Source organism: Enterobacter sp. C4G1, assembly GCF_052886895.1.
This window is the reverse complement of the sequence record NZ_JBQVVV010000002.1, coordinates 436,690-452,055: the sequence shown is the minus strand read 5'-3', so window position 1 is coordinate 452,055 and position 15,366 is coordinate 436,690. Positions and strand designations below refer to the sequence as shown.

Annotated in this window: 13 protein-coding genes; 6 read left to right on the top strand and 7 right to left on the bottom strand. The window is 54.5% G+C overall.

Going from position 1 to position 15,366, the window contains the following annotated elements:
* Window positions 1–33: 33 nt before the first annotated feature.
* Window positions 34–1,533: an aldehyde dehydrogenase family protein gene (locus tag ACT9TW_RS16055; protein WP_315688575.1), complete on the bottom strand. Its 1,500-nt coding sequence runs from the start codon at window positions 1,531–1,533 to the stop codon at window positions 34–36.
* Window positions 1,534–1,774: 241 nt separating this feature from the next.
* On the opposite strand from ACT9TW_RS16055, the gene feaR reads away from it, so the two are divergent.
* Complete coding sequence (gene feaR, locus ACT9TW_RS16050; RefSeq protein WP_182060929.1) at window positions 1,775–2,683, top strand: transcriptional regulator FeaR; 909 nt, start codon at window positions 1,775–1,777, stop codon at window positions 2,681–2,683.
* Here feaR and ACT9TW_RS16045 read toward each other — a convergent pair whose 3' ends face one another.
* Genes ACT9TW_RS16045 through ACT9TW_RS16035 form a run of 3 tightly spaced genes read right to left on the bottom strand, consistent with a single transcriptional unit; the run spans window position 2,684 to window position 5,842 of the window.
* Entirely contained in the window at window positions 2,684–3,004 is a 321-nt protein-coding gene (locus ACT9TW_RS16045) for a YdbL family protein (protein WP_446493001.1), read from the bottom strand. It abuts the gene before it with no gap.
* Between the two features lie 7 nt (window positions 3,005–3,011).
* Window positions 3,012–3,203, bottom strand: a complete 192-nt coding sequence (locus ACT9TW_RS16040) for a YnbE family lipoprotein (protein WP_014070162.1) — start codon at window positions 3,201–3,203, stop codon at window positions 3,012–3,014.
* Window positions 3,200–5,842 (bottom strand): YdbH family protein, encoded by a 2,643-nt coding sequence (locus ACT9TW_RS16035; RefSeq protein WP_446493000.1) that lies wholly within the window; start codon window positions 5,840–5,842, stop codon window positions 3,200–3,202. The genes ACT9TW_RS16040 and ACT9TW_RS16035 overlap by 4 nt, the downstream gene beginning before the upstream one ends.
* A 394-nt stretch (window positions 5,843–6,236) precedes the next feature.
* Between ACT9TW_RS16035 and ACT9TW_RS16030 the strand changes: the two genes are divergently transcribed.
* Together ACT9TW_RS16030 and ACT9TW_RS16025 are read left to right on the top strand one after the other, a co-directional pair.
* Entirely contained in the window at window positions 6,237–7,226 is a 990-nt protein-coding gene (locus tag ACT9TW_RS16030; protein ID WP_446492999.1) for a 2-hydroxyacid dehydrogenase, read from the top strand.
* A gap of 612 nt (window positions 7,227–7,838) precedes the next feature.
* A complete protein-coding gene (locus ACT9TW_RS16025; RefSeq protein ID WP_446493844.1) occupies window positions 7,839–8,981 on the top strand; it encodes an IS481 family transposase in 1,143 nt (380 codons plus the stop codon).
* A gap of 133 nt (window positions 8,982–9,114) precedes the next feature.
* Here ACT9TW_RS16025 and dcp read toward each other — a convergent pair whose 3' ends face one another.
* Complete coding sequence (gene dcp / locus ACT9TW_RS16020; protein WP_446492998.1) at window positions 9,115–11,145, bottom strand: peptidyl-dipeptidase Dcp; 2,031 nt, start codon at window positions 11,143–11,145, stop codon at window positions 9,115–9,117.
* 143 nt (window positions 11,146–11,288) lie between these two features.
* Here dcp and ydfG point away from each other — a divergent pair, with 143 nt between their 5' ends.
* Together ydfG and ACT9TW_RS16010 are read left to right on the top strand one after the other, a co-directional pair.
* Complete coding sequence (gene ydfG / locus ACT9TW_RS16015) at window positions 11,289–12,035, top strand: bifunctional NADP-dependent 3-hydroxy acid dehydrogenase/3-hydroxypropionate dehydrogenase YdfG (RefSeq protein ID WP_182060924.1); 747 nt, start codon at window positions 11,289–11,291, stop codon at window positions 12,033–12,035.
* 91 nt (window positions 12,036–12,126) lie between these two features.
* Window positions 12,127–12,813, top strand: a complete 687-nt coding sequence (locus tag ACT9TW_RS16010; protein ID WP_182060923.1) for a GntR family transcriptional regulator — start codon at window positions 12,127–12,129, stop codon at window positions 12,811–12,813.
* 43 nt (window positions 12,814–12,856) lie between these two features.
* On the opposite strand, the gene ACT9TW_RS16005 is transcribed toward ACT9TW_RS16010, so the two are convergent.
* Complete coding sequence (locus ACT9TW_RS16005; protein WP_182060922.1) at window positions 12,857–13,288, bottom strand: universal stress protein; 432 nt, start codon at window positions 13,286–13,288, stop codon at window positions 12,857–12,859.
* A 287-nt stretch (window positions 13,289–13,575) separates the two neighbouring features.
* On the opposite strand from ACT9TW_RS16005, the gene ydfZ reads away from it, so the two are divergent.
* Window positions 13,576–13,779: a putative selenium delivery protein YdfZ gene (gene ydfZ / locus ACT9TW_RS16000; RefSeq protein ID WP_446492997.1), complete on the top strand. Its 204-nt coding sequence runs from the start codon at window positions 13,576–13,578 to the stop codon at window positions 13,777–13,779.
* Window positions 13,780–13,821: 42 nt separating this feature from the next.
* Here the strand turns inward: ydfZ and ACT9TW_RS15995 are convergent, their stop codons facing one another.
* The gene (locus ACT9TW_RS15995; RefSeq protein ID WP_446492996.1) at window positions 13,822–15,285 is read right to left on the bottom strand and encodes a mannitol dehydrogenase family protein; all 1,464 of its coding nucleotides are present in this window, start codon (window positions 15,283–15,285) and stop codon (window positions 13,822–13,824) included.
* Window positions 15,286–15,366: the final 81 nt, after the last annotated feature.

The window sequence follows — 15,366 nt, the reverse complement described above, 5'->3', positions numbered from 1 at the left end:
ACCCGGCCTACAACACTAAAATAACAGAGTGGCTTAATACCGCACACAAACCGACTTCGTCTCACACCAGCCATCCAGCCAGTCCGGGCCGAAATCACGCCCGGTGCCCGACTGCTTCATGCCGCCAAACGGCAGGTTGGCGTCTATCAGCGTATGGCTGTTCACCCACACGGTGCCAGCCTGGAGTCTGTCGGTGTACTCCAGCGCTTTGCTCATGTTCTGTGTCCAGACGCTTGCCGTCAGCCCATATTCCGTATCGTTCGCCAGCTGTAAAGCCTCTTCGCCATCAGCCACCCGGACCAGGTTAACCACCGGGCCAAACACCTCTTCACGCGTCAGACGCAGGCTGGCCTCCGGGTTCACCACAAGCGTTGGCGAGACATAATAGCCCTGCCCATCCGGGCCACGGTTGCCGGTGATAAGCTCCGCGTTGCGCGACTTCGCTTCATCGAGGAATGTCTGAACCTTGTCACAGTGAGCGCGCGACACCAGCGGGTTAATAAACGCCTGCTGTGACATGCCCGGGCCCACGCTCAGGGATTTTACTGCCTGCTCAAAACCACTCACCAGGGTATCAAACAGCGGTGCTTCAATATAAATACGCGAGCTTGCCGCACACACCTGCCCTTGGTTAAGGAAGCTGCCGGTCATCAGACCTTCAATCACCCAGGCCGGGTCGGCATCTTTCAGGACGATGGCCGGGTTTTTACCGCCCAGCTCAAGCGTTACGCCCGTCAGCGTATCTGCCGCGGTGCGGGCAATCTGTTTGCCCGTCGCCGTGGAGCCGGTAAAGCTGATTTTGGCAATGTGCGGATGAGAGGTTAACGCCGCTCCACACACGGCGCCGCTGCCGGTCACCACGTTAAACACGCCATCGGGAATGCCCGCTTCGCTTGCCAGCTCCGCCACGCGCAGCATGGTCAGCGGCGTGGTTTCGGACGGCTTAATCACAATCGAACACCCTGCCGCCAGCGCTGGCATCACTTTCCACATGCCAATCATTAGTGGGAAGTTCCACGGCACAATCCCGGCGACCACGCCAACCGGCTCTTTGCGCGTCCAGGCCTGATAGCGTGCGCCCTGTGGCAATGGAATAGAAAGGTCGAGCGTTTTGCCCGCAATTTTGGTAGTCAGCCCGGCGGTGTAACGCATCCAGTTAAGGGTGCATCCCACTTCAAAGGCGCGGGAAATATTGATGGATTTGCCCTGCTCCAGGGTTTCAAGCTGCGCCAGCTCTTCGCTGTGTTGTTCGACCAGATCGGCGAAACGCAGCAGAATACGCTCGCGCTCGGCGGGCAGTTTTCCGGCCCAGCTGCGGGCCACAAAGGCACGCCAGCCAGACATCACCGCGCGATCGACATCCGCTACGCTGGCATCGGCGGTGGAGGCAATGACTTCACCGGTTGCCGGGTTATACACGTTCAGGCGTTTTTCACTGTCGGATGCAGCCTGACGGCCTTCGATCCACAGTCCATGATGTCTATCTAAAAACTGCTGTACGCCTGGCAGGACTGCGACCTGTGATTCAGACATAGGGTACTCCTTCGTTATTATTCGCAGGGTGTTATTGCAGTCTAAGAGGCGTTTTGCATTACCGCTTTTGTCTGTGTGACATTCGCTTTGCCACCTGTGACAGGCTCCGCAAAACATGATAATTCCCGCTTATAACACTGTTCCCGGTGAGTGTTCTTTCCTATAGTCAGCCTCATGGCTCTGACAAAATGCAACACAAATGCAACAATGCAAAAACATTGAAAGTGCAGCGAGATAAACGATGGCGTGTGCAAGCGAGCAGGAAAAGTATCAGCAGTGGCTGGCGCAAATTAACCAGGTTTGTGGGCGTTTTGACGCTCGCCCGTTAGAGGGTGAGTTCATTGGCGAACTGGAAACCAGCTATGCCCGTAGTCTGAAACTCAGCACCGTTACCGCCGGTGGTGTGAACCTGTTTCGTACCCGACAGGAGATTAAAAACGGCAACGATGCCTGGTTTTATACCGTGTTTCAGCTTGAAGGCAGCGCGGAGCTGGAGCAGGACGATCGCCGCTCCATTCTTAAAACGGGTGATATCACGCTGATTGATGCTTCACGCCCCTGCTCGATTTACTGGCAGGAAAAATCCCGCCAGATTTCGCTGCTTGTTCCCCGTCAGATTATTGAGCAACAGTGCCGTTTCCAGGAAGTTAGCTGTGCGCTTACGCTATCGCGCAGCCTGCCAACGGTGCAGCTGAGCCACCGCCTGTTGCAGGAGAGTATGGGCAACGCCGACCTGAGTGATTTAGAGAGTGAAGCGGCACTTGAGGCCATGGTTTGCCTGCTGCGTCCTGCATTTCAGCAGCGCGAAGCGGTCCAGCCGCGCAAAGAGCGTCAGTTCCAGAACGTGCTGTCCCTGATTGATGACCATATTCAGTCTGAAGCTTTACGCCCGGAATGGATCGCCACTGAAAGCGGGATGTCGGTGCGCAGTCTGTACCGTATGTTTGCCGATAAGGGACTGGTGGTTGCGCAGTATATTAAAAACCGCCGTCTCGACCTGTGTGCGCAGGTGTTGCGCGCCGCCAGCGATGATGAAAAGCTGGCGGGGATTGGCTATAGCTGGGGGTTTGCTGACCATAGCCATTTTTCAACGGCGTTTAAGCAGCGCTTTGGCGTGTCGCCTGGCGAGTATCGTAAGCGTTGCCGCTAACTACTTTTTCAGCCATTTCCCGTTAATGCCCTTCACGTACTCACCCGGCTGCGCCCTGGCGACCAGCTTTTGGCCTGCCATTTTCGCCACTTCATCCACCGGCAGATTGTTGCTGTCGGCCAGTTTCTGATAGCTTTCGGTCCGCGCGGCATTGATCTGATTTACCAGGGCCAGGGTTTCTGCATCCTGACGCAGTGGCGCGATATAGCCGCTCAGCGTTTCTCCTACACGCCCCTCGGCTCGCGCCTCATTCAGGGTGAGTGTTGCAGCCTGCACGTTCATGCCCAGCGCCAGTAAAGTCAGAGCTAATATTCGTTTCATGGCGTCCTCAGAACAGATCGCTGCGCGATTTCAGCAAGGTTTCGACGTCTTTATCGACCTTGATATGGATCTCATGCTCAATTTTCACGTTCATATTGATGGTAATTGGCTCTTTTGGCGCCGCAACTTCAATACGCGGCGTACAGCCTGTCAGCAACGCGACTACGGCCACGGTGAGTACACCCGCCATCTTTTTCATTGTTGTTCCTCACTTTCCTTGCCTGTCGAACTGCGGCTGATATTCGGTAATGCCGCGTGTTGCTCAAACCATGTTTGCAGATTGTCCCCAAAACGCAGACTGCGCCAGAGGGTAAAGACGTTCTCGTCATGGGTGTAATTAAGGTGAACGGTACTGCTTTTCCCGTCCACACGGCTGGTTCCACTGATCGTAGCCTGCATGGTTAATTCACCCAGATTATCTAAATTGATTCTCGTCCACGAACGCGAAATCTCCATATAGCGGAGCCAGTTAATTGCCGCCCCCGCAACCATATTATCGTTCACAATGGCATCGGCCGTGTCTTTGTCGATACGCAGCGTCATGGGGCCGGGGTTGGTTAACCAGCCGTCCTTGATTATCCATTTTTCGTTGTCCAGCCAGAAAGGCAACGCCCCGCTTACCGGGCCGGACACCGCAAACTGCTTCGGGTTTACCGCGCTGATAAGTTCGCTGGAGGAAATATTATTCACCCGCAGCAGAGCCGGATCGTGCTGCGGCATTCGCAGCTGTTGCATGGTGATTTTGCCACCCAGCGCGTCGACGCTGACGTTGGTTAACAGCAGAGGATTATCTTCGCTCCACGGGTAGTCACCCTGTAAATCCGCCGTGATATTACGCGCAGTGATCAGGTTGACGACCTCGCCAATACGTAACGTGACCGGGCCGCGCGTGCCAAGTGACCAGGTGCCTTCGCTAAAGCGGAACGGCAGCACAAAATCGACGCCGTTGATCTGGTTATCTGGCATCCAGGCGCTACCGGATTTCAGTACCCCATGCCCGCCCGCTTCGAAGCCTTGCCCCGCCGCGGCAGAGAACGCCACCTGCGCATAGAGATTGCCGTCCCGCAGCATCATTTTCCAGTCTGGTGGAAGAAGTGGCTGGAACACGGTGAGGGACTGTTTCGGCCACCAGGCCTGGCCGCGCAGGCGTTCACCATCCCAGCGCCCGTTCACCTGTACTGGCCCAATTGCGCCCGCATGAAGGGAGCCTTTGTACTGGAAAATCGTCGGGTCGTTGCCCTCTACGCTAAAGGTCAGCACGGATGGAGGAAGCACGCTGCCGCCGGAAAATGAGGTTTGTCCAGCATTCAGTGACAGCGCACCGCTGAACTGGGGGTTAGCCGGATCGCGTAGCCAGCGAACCGGTTTATCCAGCACCAGACGTGGCGTGGTGACCAGCATCGTTCCGTACTGAAGTTTGTCGAACCCCGTCGACAAATCGGTAAGCTCGATAACGTTGTCGCGCCATTCGCCTTTACCGGCCACATCCCAGCGCGCGTTCATTGGCGTGAAGTTCCCTTTCCCCCAGTAACGCCAGCGCCACAGGCCGTTATCGGGTAGGAAGTCATTGGCCTGGCCATCCAGATGCAGCTCAAAATCCCCCATTTCATTTTCGTGGGCGCGCAAGATGGCCTGTAAACGACCGTCTACGCCCTTCCGGGCAAGCTTAACACCGGCTAAAGGCCAGCGAATTTCATCAATATTCAGGGAGTCAATCACACGCCCGCGCGAACGCAATAACGCCCCTGGCTCGAACGCCAGCTGCGGGTCGTTCAGGCTTCCGGTCAGTTTTGCCGGTAGCATGGCGTAAAGGATCAGATCATTTTGTTTGGCTTCACCACTCAGATGCAGCGGCATATCGCTGTTATCCATACTGAGCTTACCCGGCCCGATGATCAGCACGGCGTTACCTTTGCCCGCATCGCCCTTCGTCAGCACGTTAAGACGGCCTGAGAGGGTTGCTTTCTCCAGCCCCTGCTGCCAGTTATCGATATTCAGACCAATGCGCCCGCTCAGTGGCATTCCGGAGAGGAGCCAGTTCCAGCGACCATCACTGATGGACAGCTGCTGAGGCGTAATTTTCCATGGCAGGTCGAGGAGCGGGTCGGGGTTATCGCGCGACATCACAACCAGTTGGCCCTGATTTTGCTCCCAGTCCAGGTCTGCATCTACCAGCGAGGAGAGCTGCGGCACATTAAAGGTTGCCACCGCATGACCTTTAACCGGCACGCCGTCTGGCACCAGTGGCAAGGTGAATTCCCCCACCAGCGACACAGGCTGCGGGTAATCGGGCAGATGGGCTTCAAACTGGCTGATGGTCAATGTTTGCCCGTGCAATTTGCCCTGCACGTTGACCTGCTCGCCCTTATAGCTCAACTCTTGTATGGCAGGCGTTAGCGACGCCTTGAGCTCACCCTGCCATTGCTGCCAGGGAGAGAGCGTCAGCCGGTGGACGCTAATCCAGGTGTTGGGAAGCAGCGCCTGCCATTGTGCCAGCGTTTTGGGCGCGACCGTTGACGGCGCGGTTTGCGGTAATTTGCTCAGACAGGCGGTGTTGAGATCCAGCGCACCAATATCCATCTTCCAGCGGCTGGGATGTGACAGTGTCGCGTTTTCGACTCTGGCAATCTCACAGTCTTCAACCAGATATCGGAGATCCGGGATAACTATCGAATGGCGAGTCAGACGGGGGCTTTTTTCAAAGGCGATACGCGTCCCCACGGGTAGCCAGACTCCGGCAAGCGTAGGCACCCACTGGGCGAGCGTCATCAGCAGCGTCAGCGGCAAAAGTATTATCAGCAGTAGAAGCGCGAGCGCGGCTTTGTATTTACCCTTCATGGGCAGTTAATATCCTGATTTATTGTAAAAAATAAGCCGACAGTGCCGATCATTGTCGCATGTTTAGCCAGTCAGTTGAAGAGAACGCCATTCTTTAGGATAGATGCACCATCGGGCATAGGTAAAATTTCGTTTATCGTCGCAGGGTTTCGAATCCGTACACTGCGGACCTGCTGATTAGAAGTCCGTAGCGCCGGATGTCGCAAAACCAGCGGTGACATTCCCTGTGCAAAATATCTGCGAAAGAAACCCCTGTGGTTGGAATACCCTAGGGTTATTGCCCGCAGATGCTCTAGAATTATCCATAGAACCTATTGAATTCAATAATATTTTATAAATTGTAAGATTATTTTAATCATGCTAACGTGAATGCAAAATCACTGGAGAAAGTCTTATGAAACTCGCGGTATATAGCACAAAGCAGTACGATAAAAAGTATCTGCAACATGTTAACGAGACTTACGGATTCGAACTTGAATTTTTCGACTTTCTGCTGACTGAAAAAACGGCCAAAACGGCTCACGGCTGTGAAGGTGTCTGTATCTTTGTGAACGACGACGGTAGCCGCCCTGTTCTGGAAGAGCTGAAAAGACATGGCGTGAAGTATATCGCCCTGCGCTGCGCGGGCTTTAACAACGTTGACCTTGATGCCGCTAAAGAACTGGGCCTGAAGGTCGTTCGCGTTCCGGCTTACTCACCTGAAGCGGTCGCTGAACACGCTATCGGGATGATGATGTCGCTGAACCGTCGCATTCACCGCGCGTATCAGCGTACCCGTGATGCGAACTTCTCTCTTGAAGGCCTGACCGGTTTCACCATGTACGGCAAAACCGCTGGCGTGATTGGCACCGGTAAAATCGGCATTGCTACCCTGCGCATTCTGAAAGGCTTTGGGATGCGTCTGCTGGCATTTGATCCGTACCCAAGTGCAGCCGCGCTGGAGCTGGGCGTGGAATATGTCGATCTGCAAACGCTCTTTTCCCAGTCTGACGTGATTTCCCTGCACTGTCCGCTGACGCCGGAAAACTATCACCTGCTTAACCAGACGGCGTTTGACCAGATGAAAGACGGCGTGATGATCATCAACACCAGCCGTGGTGGTCTGATTGACTCGCAGGCGGCTATCGAAGCGTTGAAAACCCAGAAAATTGGCGCGCTGGGTATGGACGTGTATGAGAATGAACGTGACTTGTTCTTTGAAGACAAGTCTAACGACGTTATCCAGGATGACGTGTTCCGTCGTCTGTCCGCCTGTCATAACGTGTTGTTCACCGGCCACCAGGCGTTCCTGACTGCCGAAGCGTTGATCAGCATTTCAGAAACCACGCTGAGTAATTTGCAGCAGCTGGAAAAGGGTGAAGCCTGCCCTAATGAGCTGGCGTAAAGGTGTGATGCCGGGTAGTGACGGCGAGAAATAAACAAACGGCAACCTTCGGGTTGCCGTTTTGCTGTATGCCGCTGATATTTCCCCGGCTTCCTTTGTCTTACCAGGCGATAACATTACACCATTGAAATAAAAGGCTTACAGCGATGCCATGGTCCGGCCGAAAATCGCCGAAGCGTTTACGGAAGGCCGGGGCGACGCGCATGGATGCGCGGCGAGGGCGGCTTTACAGGGACGTTTCATCCGCCCGTCCCCGATTAGCCTGGAGCAAACGCTGAGGACAAAATTGCCGGGAGCAATTTTGGACAGCGCTCGCGCTGGCCCCGAAGGGGTGAGCCCCAGGGATGGGGCGAACAATTCGCGTAGCGACGATTTTCTTGCCGGGAGCCCGGGTCGCCAGGGTGGTGGCGGTGAGCCACCCTGGCACGTTCACCGGTAATGTGGTGACAGAGTAGCAAGGAACATAAAGTGAACGGAATGACCACCACAGCTGTATGTTCCCCCTCACCCCAGCCCTCTCCCCTGTACAGTCCGGGGACATAGTGAACGCTTGTTCGGGGACATGGTAGACACTTACAACTAAGGCATAAGAACCCGTTTATGGAGTCGCTTATGCCCTGGGATGCGAGAGATACCATGTCATTACGTACCGAGTTTATATTGTTCGCCTCGCAGGACGGGGCGAACATCCGTTCCCTTTGCCGTCATTTCGGCATTTCACCTGCCACCGGCTACAAGTGGCTTCACCGCTGGGCGGAGGAAGGTGCTGCCGGTCTTCAGGACCGTCCCCGCATACCTCATCACTCTCCGAACCGCTCATCAGACGATATTGCTGACCTGCTGCGTATGGCGCATGAACGCCATGAACGCTGGGGCGCGCGCAAGATTAAGCGCTGGCTCGAAGACCAGGGGCACGTCATGCCTGCCTTCAGCACCGTCCATAACCTGATGGCCCGTCACGGCCTGCTGCCGGGCACAGCACCGGGTATTCTTGCCACGGGCCGCTTCGAACATGCTGCACCCAACCGGCTCTGGCAGATGGATTTTAAGGGGCACTTCCCCTTTGGCGGGGGCCGCTGTCATCCGCTCACCCTGCTGGACGACCACTCCCGTTTCTCCCTGTGTCTGACACACTGTTCCGATGAACGGCGTGAGACCGTACAGCAGCAACTGGTCAGCGTGTTTGAACGCTACGGCCTGCCGGAGCGGATGACAATGGACAACGGCTCGCCGTGGGGTGACACCACTGGCACCTGGACGGCGCTGGAGCTGTGGCTGATGCGCCTGGGTATCCGGGTGGGTCACTCACGGCCTTATCATCCGCAGACACAGGGCAAGCTGGAGCGTTTTCACCGCAGCCTGAAGGCGGAAGTACTGCAGGGTAAGTGGTTCGCAGACAGCGGTGAAGTGCAGCGCGCCTTCGACCACTGGCGCACCGTCTATAACCTGGAACGGCCACACGAGGCCCTGGATATGATGGTGCCGGGGTCGCGGTATCAGCCGTCTGCGCGGCAGTACAGCGGCACCATGGCGCCACCGGAATACGATGAAGGGGTAATGGTCAGGAAGGTGGATAGCAGCGGGAAGCTGAGCGTCAAAGGTATCTGTCTGAGAGCAGGTAAGGCCTTCAGGGGGGAAAGCGTCGGGCTGAAAGAGACACGGGAAGAAGGGTATTACGAGGTGTGGTGGTACAGTACAAAAGTGGGGGTGATCGACCTGAAGAAAAAGTCGATCACCATGGGTAAAGGATGTTAAAAAGTGTTCACCATGTCCCCGAACACCTGTCTACCATGTCCCCGGACTGTACACCCCAAAGAGGAGAGGGAGCGGATTATGCTCGTCATTGTTTGTAGGGCTACCTCAATCCTGTGGTAGCTGCGCACACGTACTAACTCAACCCACGATTCTTCAACATCGGCTCAATCTTTGGATTGTGCCCGCGCCAGTCACGGTACAGCGCTTCCAGGTCACTGCTGTTGCCGCGCGATAGAATTGCGTCACGGAATATCTGCCCGTTTTCACGCGTTAACCCGCCCTGCTCAACAAACCACTGATAGCCATCGTCTGCCAGCATTTGCGTCCACAGATACGCGTAATACCCTGCCGCGTAACCGCCACCAAAAATATGGGCGAAATAGCTGCTGCGATAACGCGGGGGAACAGCAGGAAGATCCAGTTCTTCTTTTTTAAGCGCGGCAGATTCAAACGTATCAAAATCTTCCACCGGTTCAGCAATCCCATGCCAGTTCATGTCGAGCAACGCGGCACTCAGCAGCTCCGTCATGTCGTAGCCTTTATTGAACTGGGTAGCATTTAACATCTTATCACGCAGCGCTTCCAGCATCGGTTCGCCCGTTTCGTAATGCCGCGCATAATGGGCAAACACCTGCGGATGGCTGGCCCAGTGTTCGTTAATTTGCGACGGGAACTCTACAAAATCACGCGGCGTATTGGTACCGGAAAGCGTGGCGTAGCGCTGGCTGGCAAACAGGCCATGCAGGGTATGGCCAAATTCGTGGAACAGCGTGACCACATCATCCCAGGAGATCAGCGCCGTTTGCCCGTTAGCCGGTTTTTGATAATTGCAGACGTTATAAATAACCGGACGCGCGGCGAATTCGTAAGATTGTTCCACGAAATTGCCCATCCACGCCCCACCGCCTTTTGAGTCACGGGCAAAGAAATCACCATAGAACAACGCCATCCCTTCGCCCGTGTGGTCGAATATTTCCCACACACTGACATCAGGGTGATATGCCGGAATATCAAAACGTTCGACGAAACTAATGCCAAACAGCTGGCTGGCGGCCCAGAACACGCCATCTTGCAGCACGGTATTGAGCGCAAAGTAAGGTTTAATTTGCGACTCATCGAGGGCGTATTTTCCTAAGCGCACGCGCTCAGCGTAAAGCGGCCAGTCCCAGGCCTGCGCGGTGAATCCGCCTTGTTCGTCGTCGATCACTTTCTGGATATCCGCCAGCTCCTGTTCCGCCCGGCCACGCGCCGCCGGGACAATACCGCGCATAAACGCCAGCGCAGCGTCAGGTGTTTTGGCCATTTGATCGGCGGTGCTCCAGCTTGCGTAGCTTTCGAATCCTAACAGGTGGGCCTGACGCGCACGTAATGCTGCCAGGCGTAGTATCAGTTCGCGGGTATCATTTTCATCACCCTTCTGAGTGCGCAGCCAACCAGCTTTGAACAGGTTTTCACGCGTCTGACGGTTTTCGAGTGCCGAAAGCGCAGGCTGTTGCGTGGTATTAAGCAACGGGATAAGCCAGCGATCGTTCAGCCCCTTTTCAGCCGCTGCCTGGGCGGCAGTCGCAATTTCATCGGCACTGAGGCCTTCAAGCTGGTGAACATAATCCACCACCAGCCCACCCGTTTTATCCGCCGCCAGCAGGCGCTGGTTAAACTGGCTTGTCAGAGAGGCGGACTCGGTGTTCAGGGATTTCAGTTCAGCTTTTTCACCAGCGTTCAGGCGCGCACCTGCCAGCACAAAGTGCTGATGGGTTTCTTCCACCAGACGGCGGGATTCCGCATCCAGCGTTGCTCTTTCCTGCCAGACGGCTTCTACGCGGGAAAAGAGCGTTTCGTTCAGCCAGATATCGTTGGCAAGCCCTGCCAGCTCGGTTGAAAACGCCTCGTCCAGCTCCTGTAAATAATCATTGGTGTGCGCCGACGTCATGGCGAAAAACACGCTATTGACGCGCGACAGCATGGCGCCGCTTTTTTCCAGCGCCAGCACGGTGTTGGTGAAATCGGGTGGTGTTGTTTGCGCAATGATGGCATCAATGTCGGCGCGCTTCTGGCGCATAGCTTCATCAAATGCCGGACGATAGTGGCTATCGTTAATGACGTCGAAACGCGGAGCCTGGTAAGGTAACAGGCTGATTTCAAAAAAAGGATTACTGGCCGACATCGTTGACTCCTGAGAACGGGATATCCCCCCAGAGTAGGACAGCCGCTCACCGCCTGCAATCCTGACATAGAAAAGTTGCCTTAACGCGCTCCCTGAGAGCGTGCTATGTTAGTACAACATAAAAAGCGTTGAGGAACAGTGAGATGATTATTTTAGTTACCGGGGCGACGGCAGGTTTTGGTGAAAGCATCACGCGCCGTTTCGTTGCCAACGGCCATAAAGTGATTGCAACAGGCCGTCGTCAGGAGCGTTTGCAGGAGCTGAAAGACGAGCTGGGCGACAGCATCCTGACGGCGCAACTGGACGTCCGCAACCGTGCTGCAATCGAAGAGATGATTGCCAATCTGCCTGCTGAATGGCGCGCCATTGACGTGCTGGTCAACAATGCCGGTCTGGCGCTGGGCCTGGAGCCTGCACACAAAGCCAGCGTGGAAGACTGGGAAAACATGATCGACACCAACAACAAAGGCCTGGTGTACATGACGCGCGCGGTTCTGCCAGGAATGGTTGAGCGTAATCGTGGCCATGTGATTAACATCGGCTCCACCGCAGGCAGCTGGCCTTACGCGGGCGGTAACGTCTACGGTGCGACCAAAGCCTTTGTTCGTCAGTTCAGCCTCAACCTGCGCACCGACCTGCACGGAACGGCAATTCGCGTTACGGATATCGAGCCGGGTCTGGTGGGCGGTACTGAATTCTCCAACGTGCGCTTCAAAGGCGATGATACTAAAGCCGACAAAACCTATGAAAACGCCAATGCGCTGACGCCGGAAGATATTACCGAAGCGGTCTGGTGGGTGGCAACGCTGCCAAAACACGTCAACATCAACACCGTTGAAATGATGCCGGTTAGCCAGAGCTTTGCCGGACTTAGCGTGCATCGCGGTTAATCGACCCCTACCCGGCCTGCGGGCCGGGTCTGTGATGGCAGGCAAAAGAATGGTAGTATGTTCGCGTTAACTCTCTGAGAAATCACAACCCATGGCCGCTGAATCGCAACTCAACCCTACCCAGCCTGTTAATCAGCAAATCTATCGCATTTTGCGACGTGATATCGTGCATTGCCTGATCCCGCCGGGGACGCCTCTTTCTGAAAAAGAAGTGTCGGTGCGTTTTGACGTTTCTCGTCAGCCCGTTCGCGAAGCATTTATTAAACTCGCTGAAAACGGTTTGATTCAGATCCGCCCTCAGCGCGGCAGCTATGTGAATAAGATTTCACTTTCTCAGGTACGTAACGGCTGTTTTGTACGCCAGGCCATTGAGTGCGCCGTCGCACGCCGTGCCGCTTCGTTTATCGACGACAATCAGTGTTACCTGCTGGAGCAAAACCTGCATCAGCAACGAATTGCTATCGATCGCAAGCAGCTAAATGACTTTTTCCAGCTTGACGATGAATTCCATCAAAAACTGGCGCAAATTGCCGATTGTCAGCTTGCGTGGGACACTATCGAGAATATCAAAGCTACCATCGACCGCGTGCGTTATATGAGTCTGGATCACGTCTCGCCGCCGGAAATGCTGCTTCGTCAGCACCATGATATTTTTAAGGCGCTGGAAAAACGCGATCCTGATGGGGTAGAAAAAGCGATGACGCTGCATTTACAAGAAATCAGCGAGTCAGTGCAGTTAATTCGACAAGAAAATAGCGACTGGTTTAGCGAAGATTAATGTCTGCCGCATCCCTCAACTTTCGGGGGATGCGGCGGTGATATTAGCGAACCACTAATACCGGGATTCTGGCGTAGCGTAATATCGATTCCGCATTTGAACCAAGCAAATGCGTTGTAATGGTTGGGTTTTTCGAACCAATAACAATGATGTCATATTCGCCTTCTTTGCTCATGGCGATAATTTCATCGCGGACGTTACCAAAGCGTACCGTGCAATGAATATTCTCTGGTGCTATATCAAACAAGCGTTTTAATTCGCCCATCTTTTTTTCTGACTCATTCGTCATGTATTCTTCAAACTTCTTGATATCCGCGTTGAAGCCGCGCAGAAGAGAGCGACTGCTGCTGGGCAGGATGTTCACCAGCGTGATCGCCGCCCCTTCTGACTTCGCCAGATTTTCTGCGTGGCGCACCGCTTTATCGCTCAAATCCATTTCAAACACATCTACAGGCATCAAAATGTTTTTATACATAAGCCTGGCTCCTTATTCCGCTGAAGAGTTATTTTCTGAATACAGAGTGACATTCGCTATATAAACAAACCTTAAACAGTCACATGCAGAAACTATCAATAAAAGAAAATAACTGTCCGCTTTGTAAATACCTGTTGGGTTACGTCAACCCCTACGAAAATTGAGAAAAAAGTGTGAGTTTGATCAAAAACAAAAAAATGCGTGGCTGAGAGGCGTATTTATAGTTCTCCGAAAGCGGCAAGAGATGAATATCGCCGTAACGGCTAAGCAAGAGAGGAGAAAATACCATGATGACTTACGATCGTAACCGTAACGCAATTACCACTGGCAGCCGCGTGATGATTAACGGCACAGGCCGCACCGGCATTATTAAAGCGATTCACAGCAACGGCCTGGATGCCGCACACATGCGTCGTAGCAAAACGGTTGAAGTGGAAGGATGCGAAGGGAAGTTTGAACCGATAGAACTGATTCGCCTTGGTATGCACTAAAACGTGCGGAACATGCCGCCGCGAACGGCGGCATGTGATGGATTACAACTGCCCGGCGTAGGCTTCAACCGTGGCTTTCGCACCGTTCGCCAGTAATGACTGATAGGCTTTCATCACCGCATCAACAAAGACAGTCTCCTGCGGCAATTCCTTACCGAAGATGGCGTCAATGCCCAGCAGCGCTTTCACCCGGCTTTCACCTTCGGCACTGCCTTTCACTGCGGCCTGAATCACCGCCAGCTGCGGATCGCTCACCTCAATGGCGTTACCCTGCTCATCCACACCACCGACATAACGCATCCAGCCTGCCACACCCAGCGCCAGCAAAGGGAAGCTACGCTGATGAACCAGATGCCAGCGCACGGAATCCAGCATCCGCTGAGGCAATTTCTGGCTGCCGTCCATCGCAATTTGCCAGGTACGGTGACGCAACGCCGGGTTGCTGTAACGTGCAATCAGCTGATCGGCATAATGTGCCAGATCGACCCCTTTCACTTTTAACGTCGGCGCTTGTTCTTTCAGCATCAGCGCGTGCGCCGCATGGCGATAGTGGACATCTTCCATGCAATCGTTGATGTGCTGATAACCGGCCAGATAACCCAGGTACGCCAGGAATGAGTGGCTGCCGTTCAGCATCCGCAGCTTCATCTCTTCAAACGGGATGACGTCTGCAACCAGTTCTGCACCGGCTTTTTCCCACTGCGGGCGACCAGCAACAAACTTGTCTTCGATAACCCACTGACGGAACGGTTCGCAGGCCACACCTGCCGGGTCACGTACGCCGGTCAGTTGCTCAATTTTATCCAGCGTTTCAGCCGTTACTGCCGGAACAATACGATCCACCATGGTGGACGGGAATGTGACGTTCGCTTCAATCCACTCCGCCAGTTCGCTATCCAGCGCGCGGGCATAGGCACAGGTGACATTGCGCATCACATGGCCGTTTTCAGGCATGTTATCGCAGGACATCACCGTAAAGGCCGGTACCCCTGCCGCTTTACGTCGTGCCAGCGCTTCGACAATCACGCCAGGCGCAGATTTTGGCTGGTGAGGATTTTGCAGGTCAGCAACGATGAACGGATTGTCGAGCATCAATTGTCCGGTCGCCGGAGAGTGGCAATAGCCTTTCTCTGTAATGGTGAGCGACACAATCGCGATCTGGGGTTCGCACATCACCGCTAGCACGGTTTCCAGGCCATCAACCTGAACATGCAGCGCCCTGTTCACCACGCCTACCACGCGTGAAGTCCAGGCATCGGCAGACATTTCAGCCACGGTGTAGAGATTATCCTGAGCCTTGAGATCGGCAATTTGCTGCTCGCCACCAATCAGGTTAACTTCGCAGTAACCCCAGTCGCTTCCCTGTTCAGCGGCAAGGATATCGGTATACACCGCCTGGTGCGCACGATGGAAGGCACCAAACCCTAAATGAACAATGCGCGTCTTCAGGCTGTCGCGATCGTACTGAGGAAGCGTAGCTTTCGCCTTTAATAACCGGTTTTCCATGATTGAGACTCGTTGTCGTAAATGAAAATGTAACCCCGCAGCGGCAATATCATCACCGCTGCGGACTTGCTGACTACACCA

Bases quoted from the DNA above. Each gene is read 5' to 3' on its own strand.
- ACT9TW_RS16055 (WP_315688575.1), bottom strand. From the start codon at position 1,533: ATGTCTGAATCACAGGTCGCAGTCCTGCCAGGCGTACAGCAGTTTTTA.
- feaR (WP_182060929.1), top strand. From the start codon at position 1,775: ATGGCGTGTGCAAGCGAGCAGGAAAAGTATCAGCAGTGGCTGGCGCAA.
- ACT9TW_RS16045 (WP_446493001.1), bottom strand. From the start codon at position 3,004: ATGAAACGAATATTAGCTCTGACTTTACTGGCGCTGGGCATGAACGTG.
- ACT9TW_RS16040 (WP_014070162.1), bottom strand. From the start codon at position 3,203: ATGAAAAAGATGGCGGGTGTACTCACCGTGGCCGTAGTCGCGTTGCTG.
- ACT9TW_RS16035 (WP_446493000.1), bottom strand. From the start codon at position 5,842: ATGAAGGGTAAATACAAAGCCGCGCTCGCGCTTCTACTGCTGATAATA.
- ACT9TW_RS16030 (WP_446492999.1), top strand. From the start codon at position 6,237: ATGAAACTCGCGGTATATAGCACAAAGCAGTACGATAAAAAGTATCTG.
- ACT9TW_RS16025 (WP_446493844.1), top strand. From the start codon at position 7,839: ATGCCCTGGGATGCGAGAGATACCATGTCATTACGTACCGAGTTTATA.
- dcp (WP_446492998.1), bottom strand. From the start codon at position 11,145: ATGTCGGCCAGTAATCCTTTTTTTGAAATCAGCCTGTTACCTTACCAG.
- ydfG (WP_182060924.1), top strand. From the start codon at position 11,289: ATGATTATTTTAGTTACCGGGGCGACGGCAGGTTTTGGTGAAAGCATC.
- ACT9TW_RS16010 (WP_182060923.1), top strand. From the start codon at position 12,127: ATGGCCGCTGAATCGCAACTCAACCCTACCCAGCCTGTTAATCAGCAA.
- ACT9TW_RS16005 (WP_182060922.1), bottom strand. From the start codon at position 13,288: ATGTATAAAAACATTTTGATGCCTGTAGATGTGTTTGAAATGGATTTG.
- ydfZ (WP_446492997.1), top strand. From the start codon at position 13,576: ATGATGACTTACGATCGTAACCGTAACGCAATTACCACTGGCAGCCGC.
- ACT9TW_RS15995 (WP_446492996.1), bottom strand. From the start codon at position 15,285: ATGGAAAACCGGTTATTAAAGGCGAAAGCTACGCTTCCTCAGTACGAT.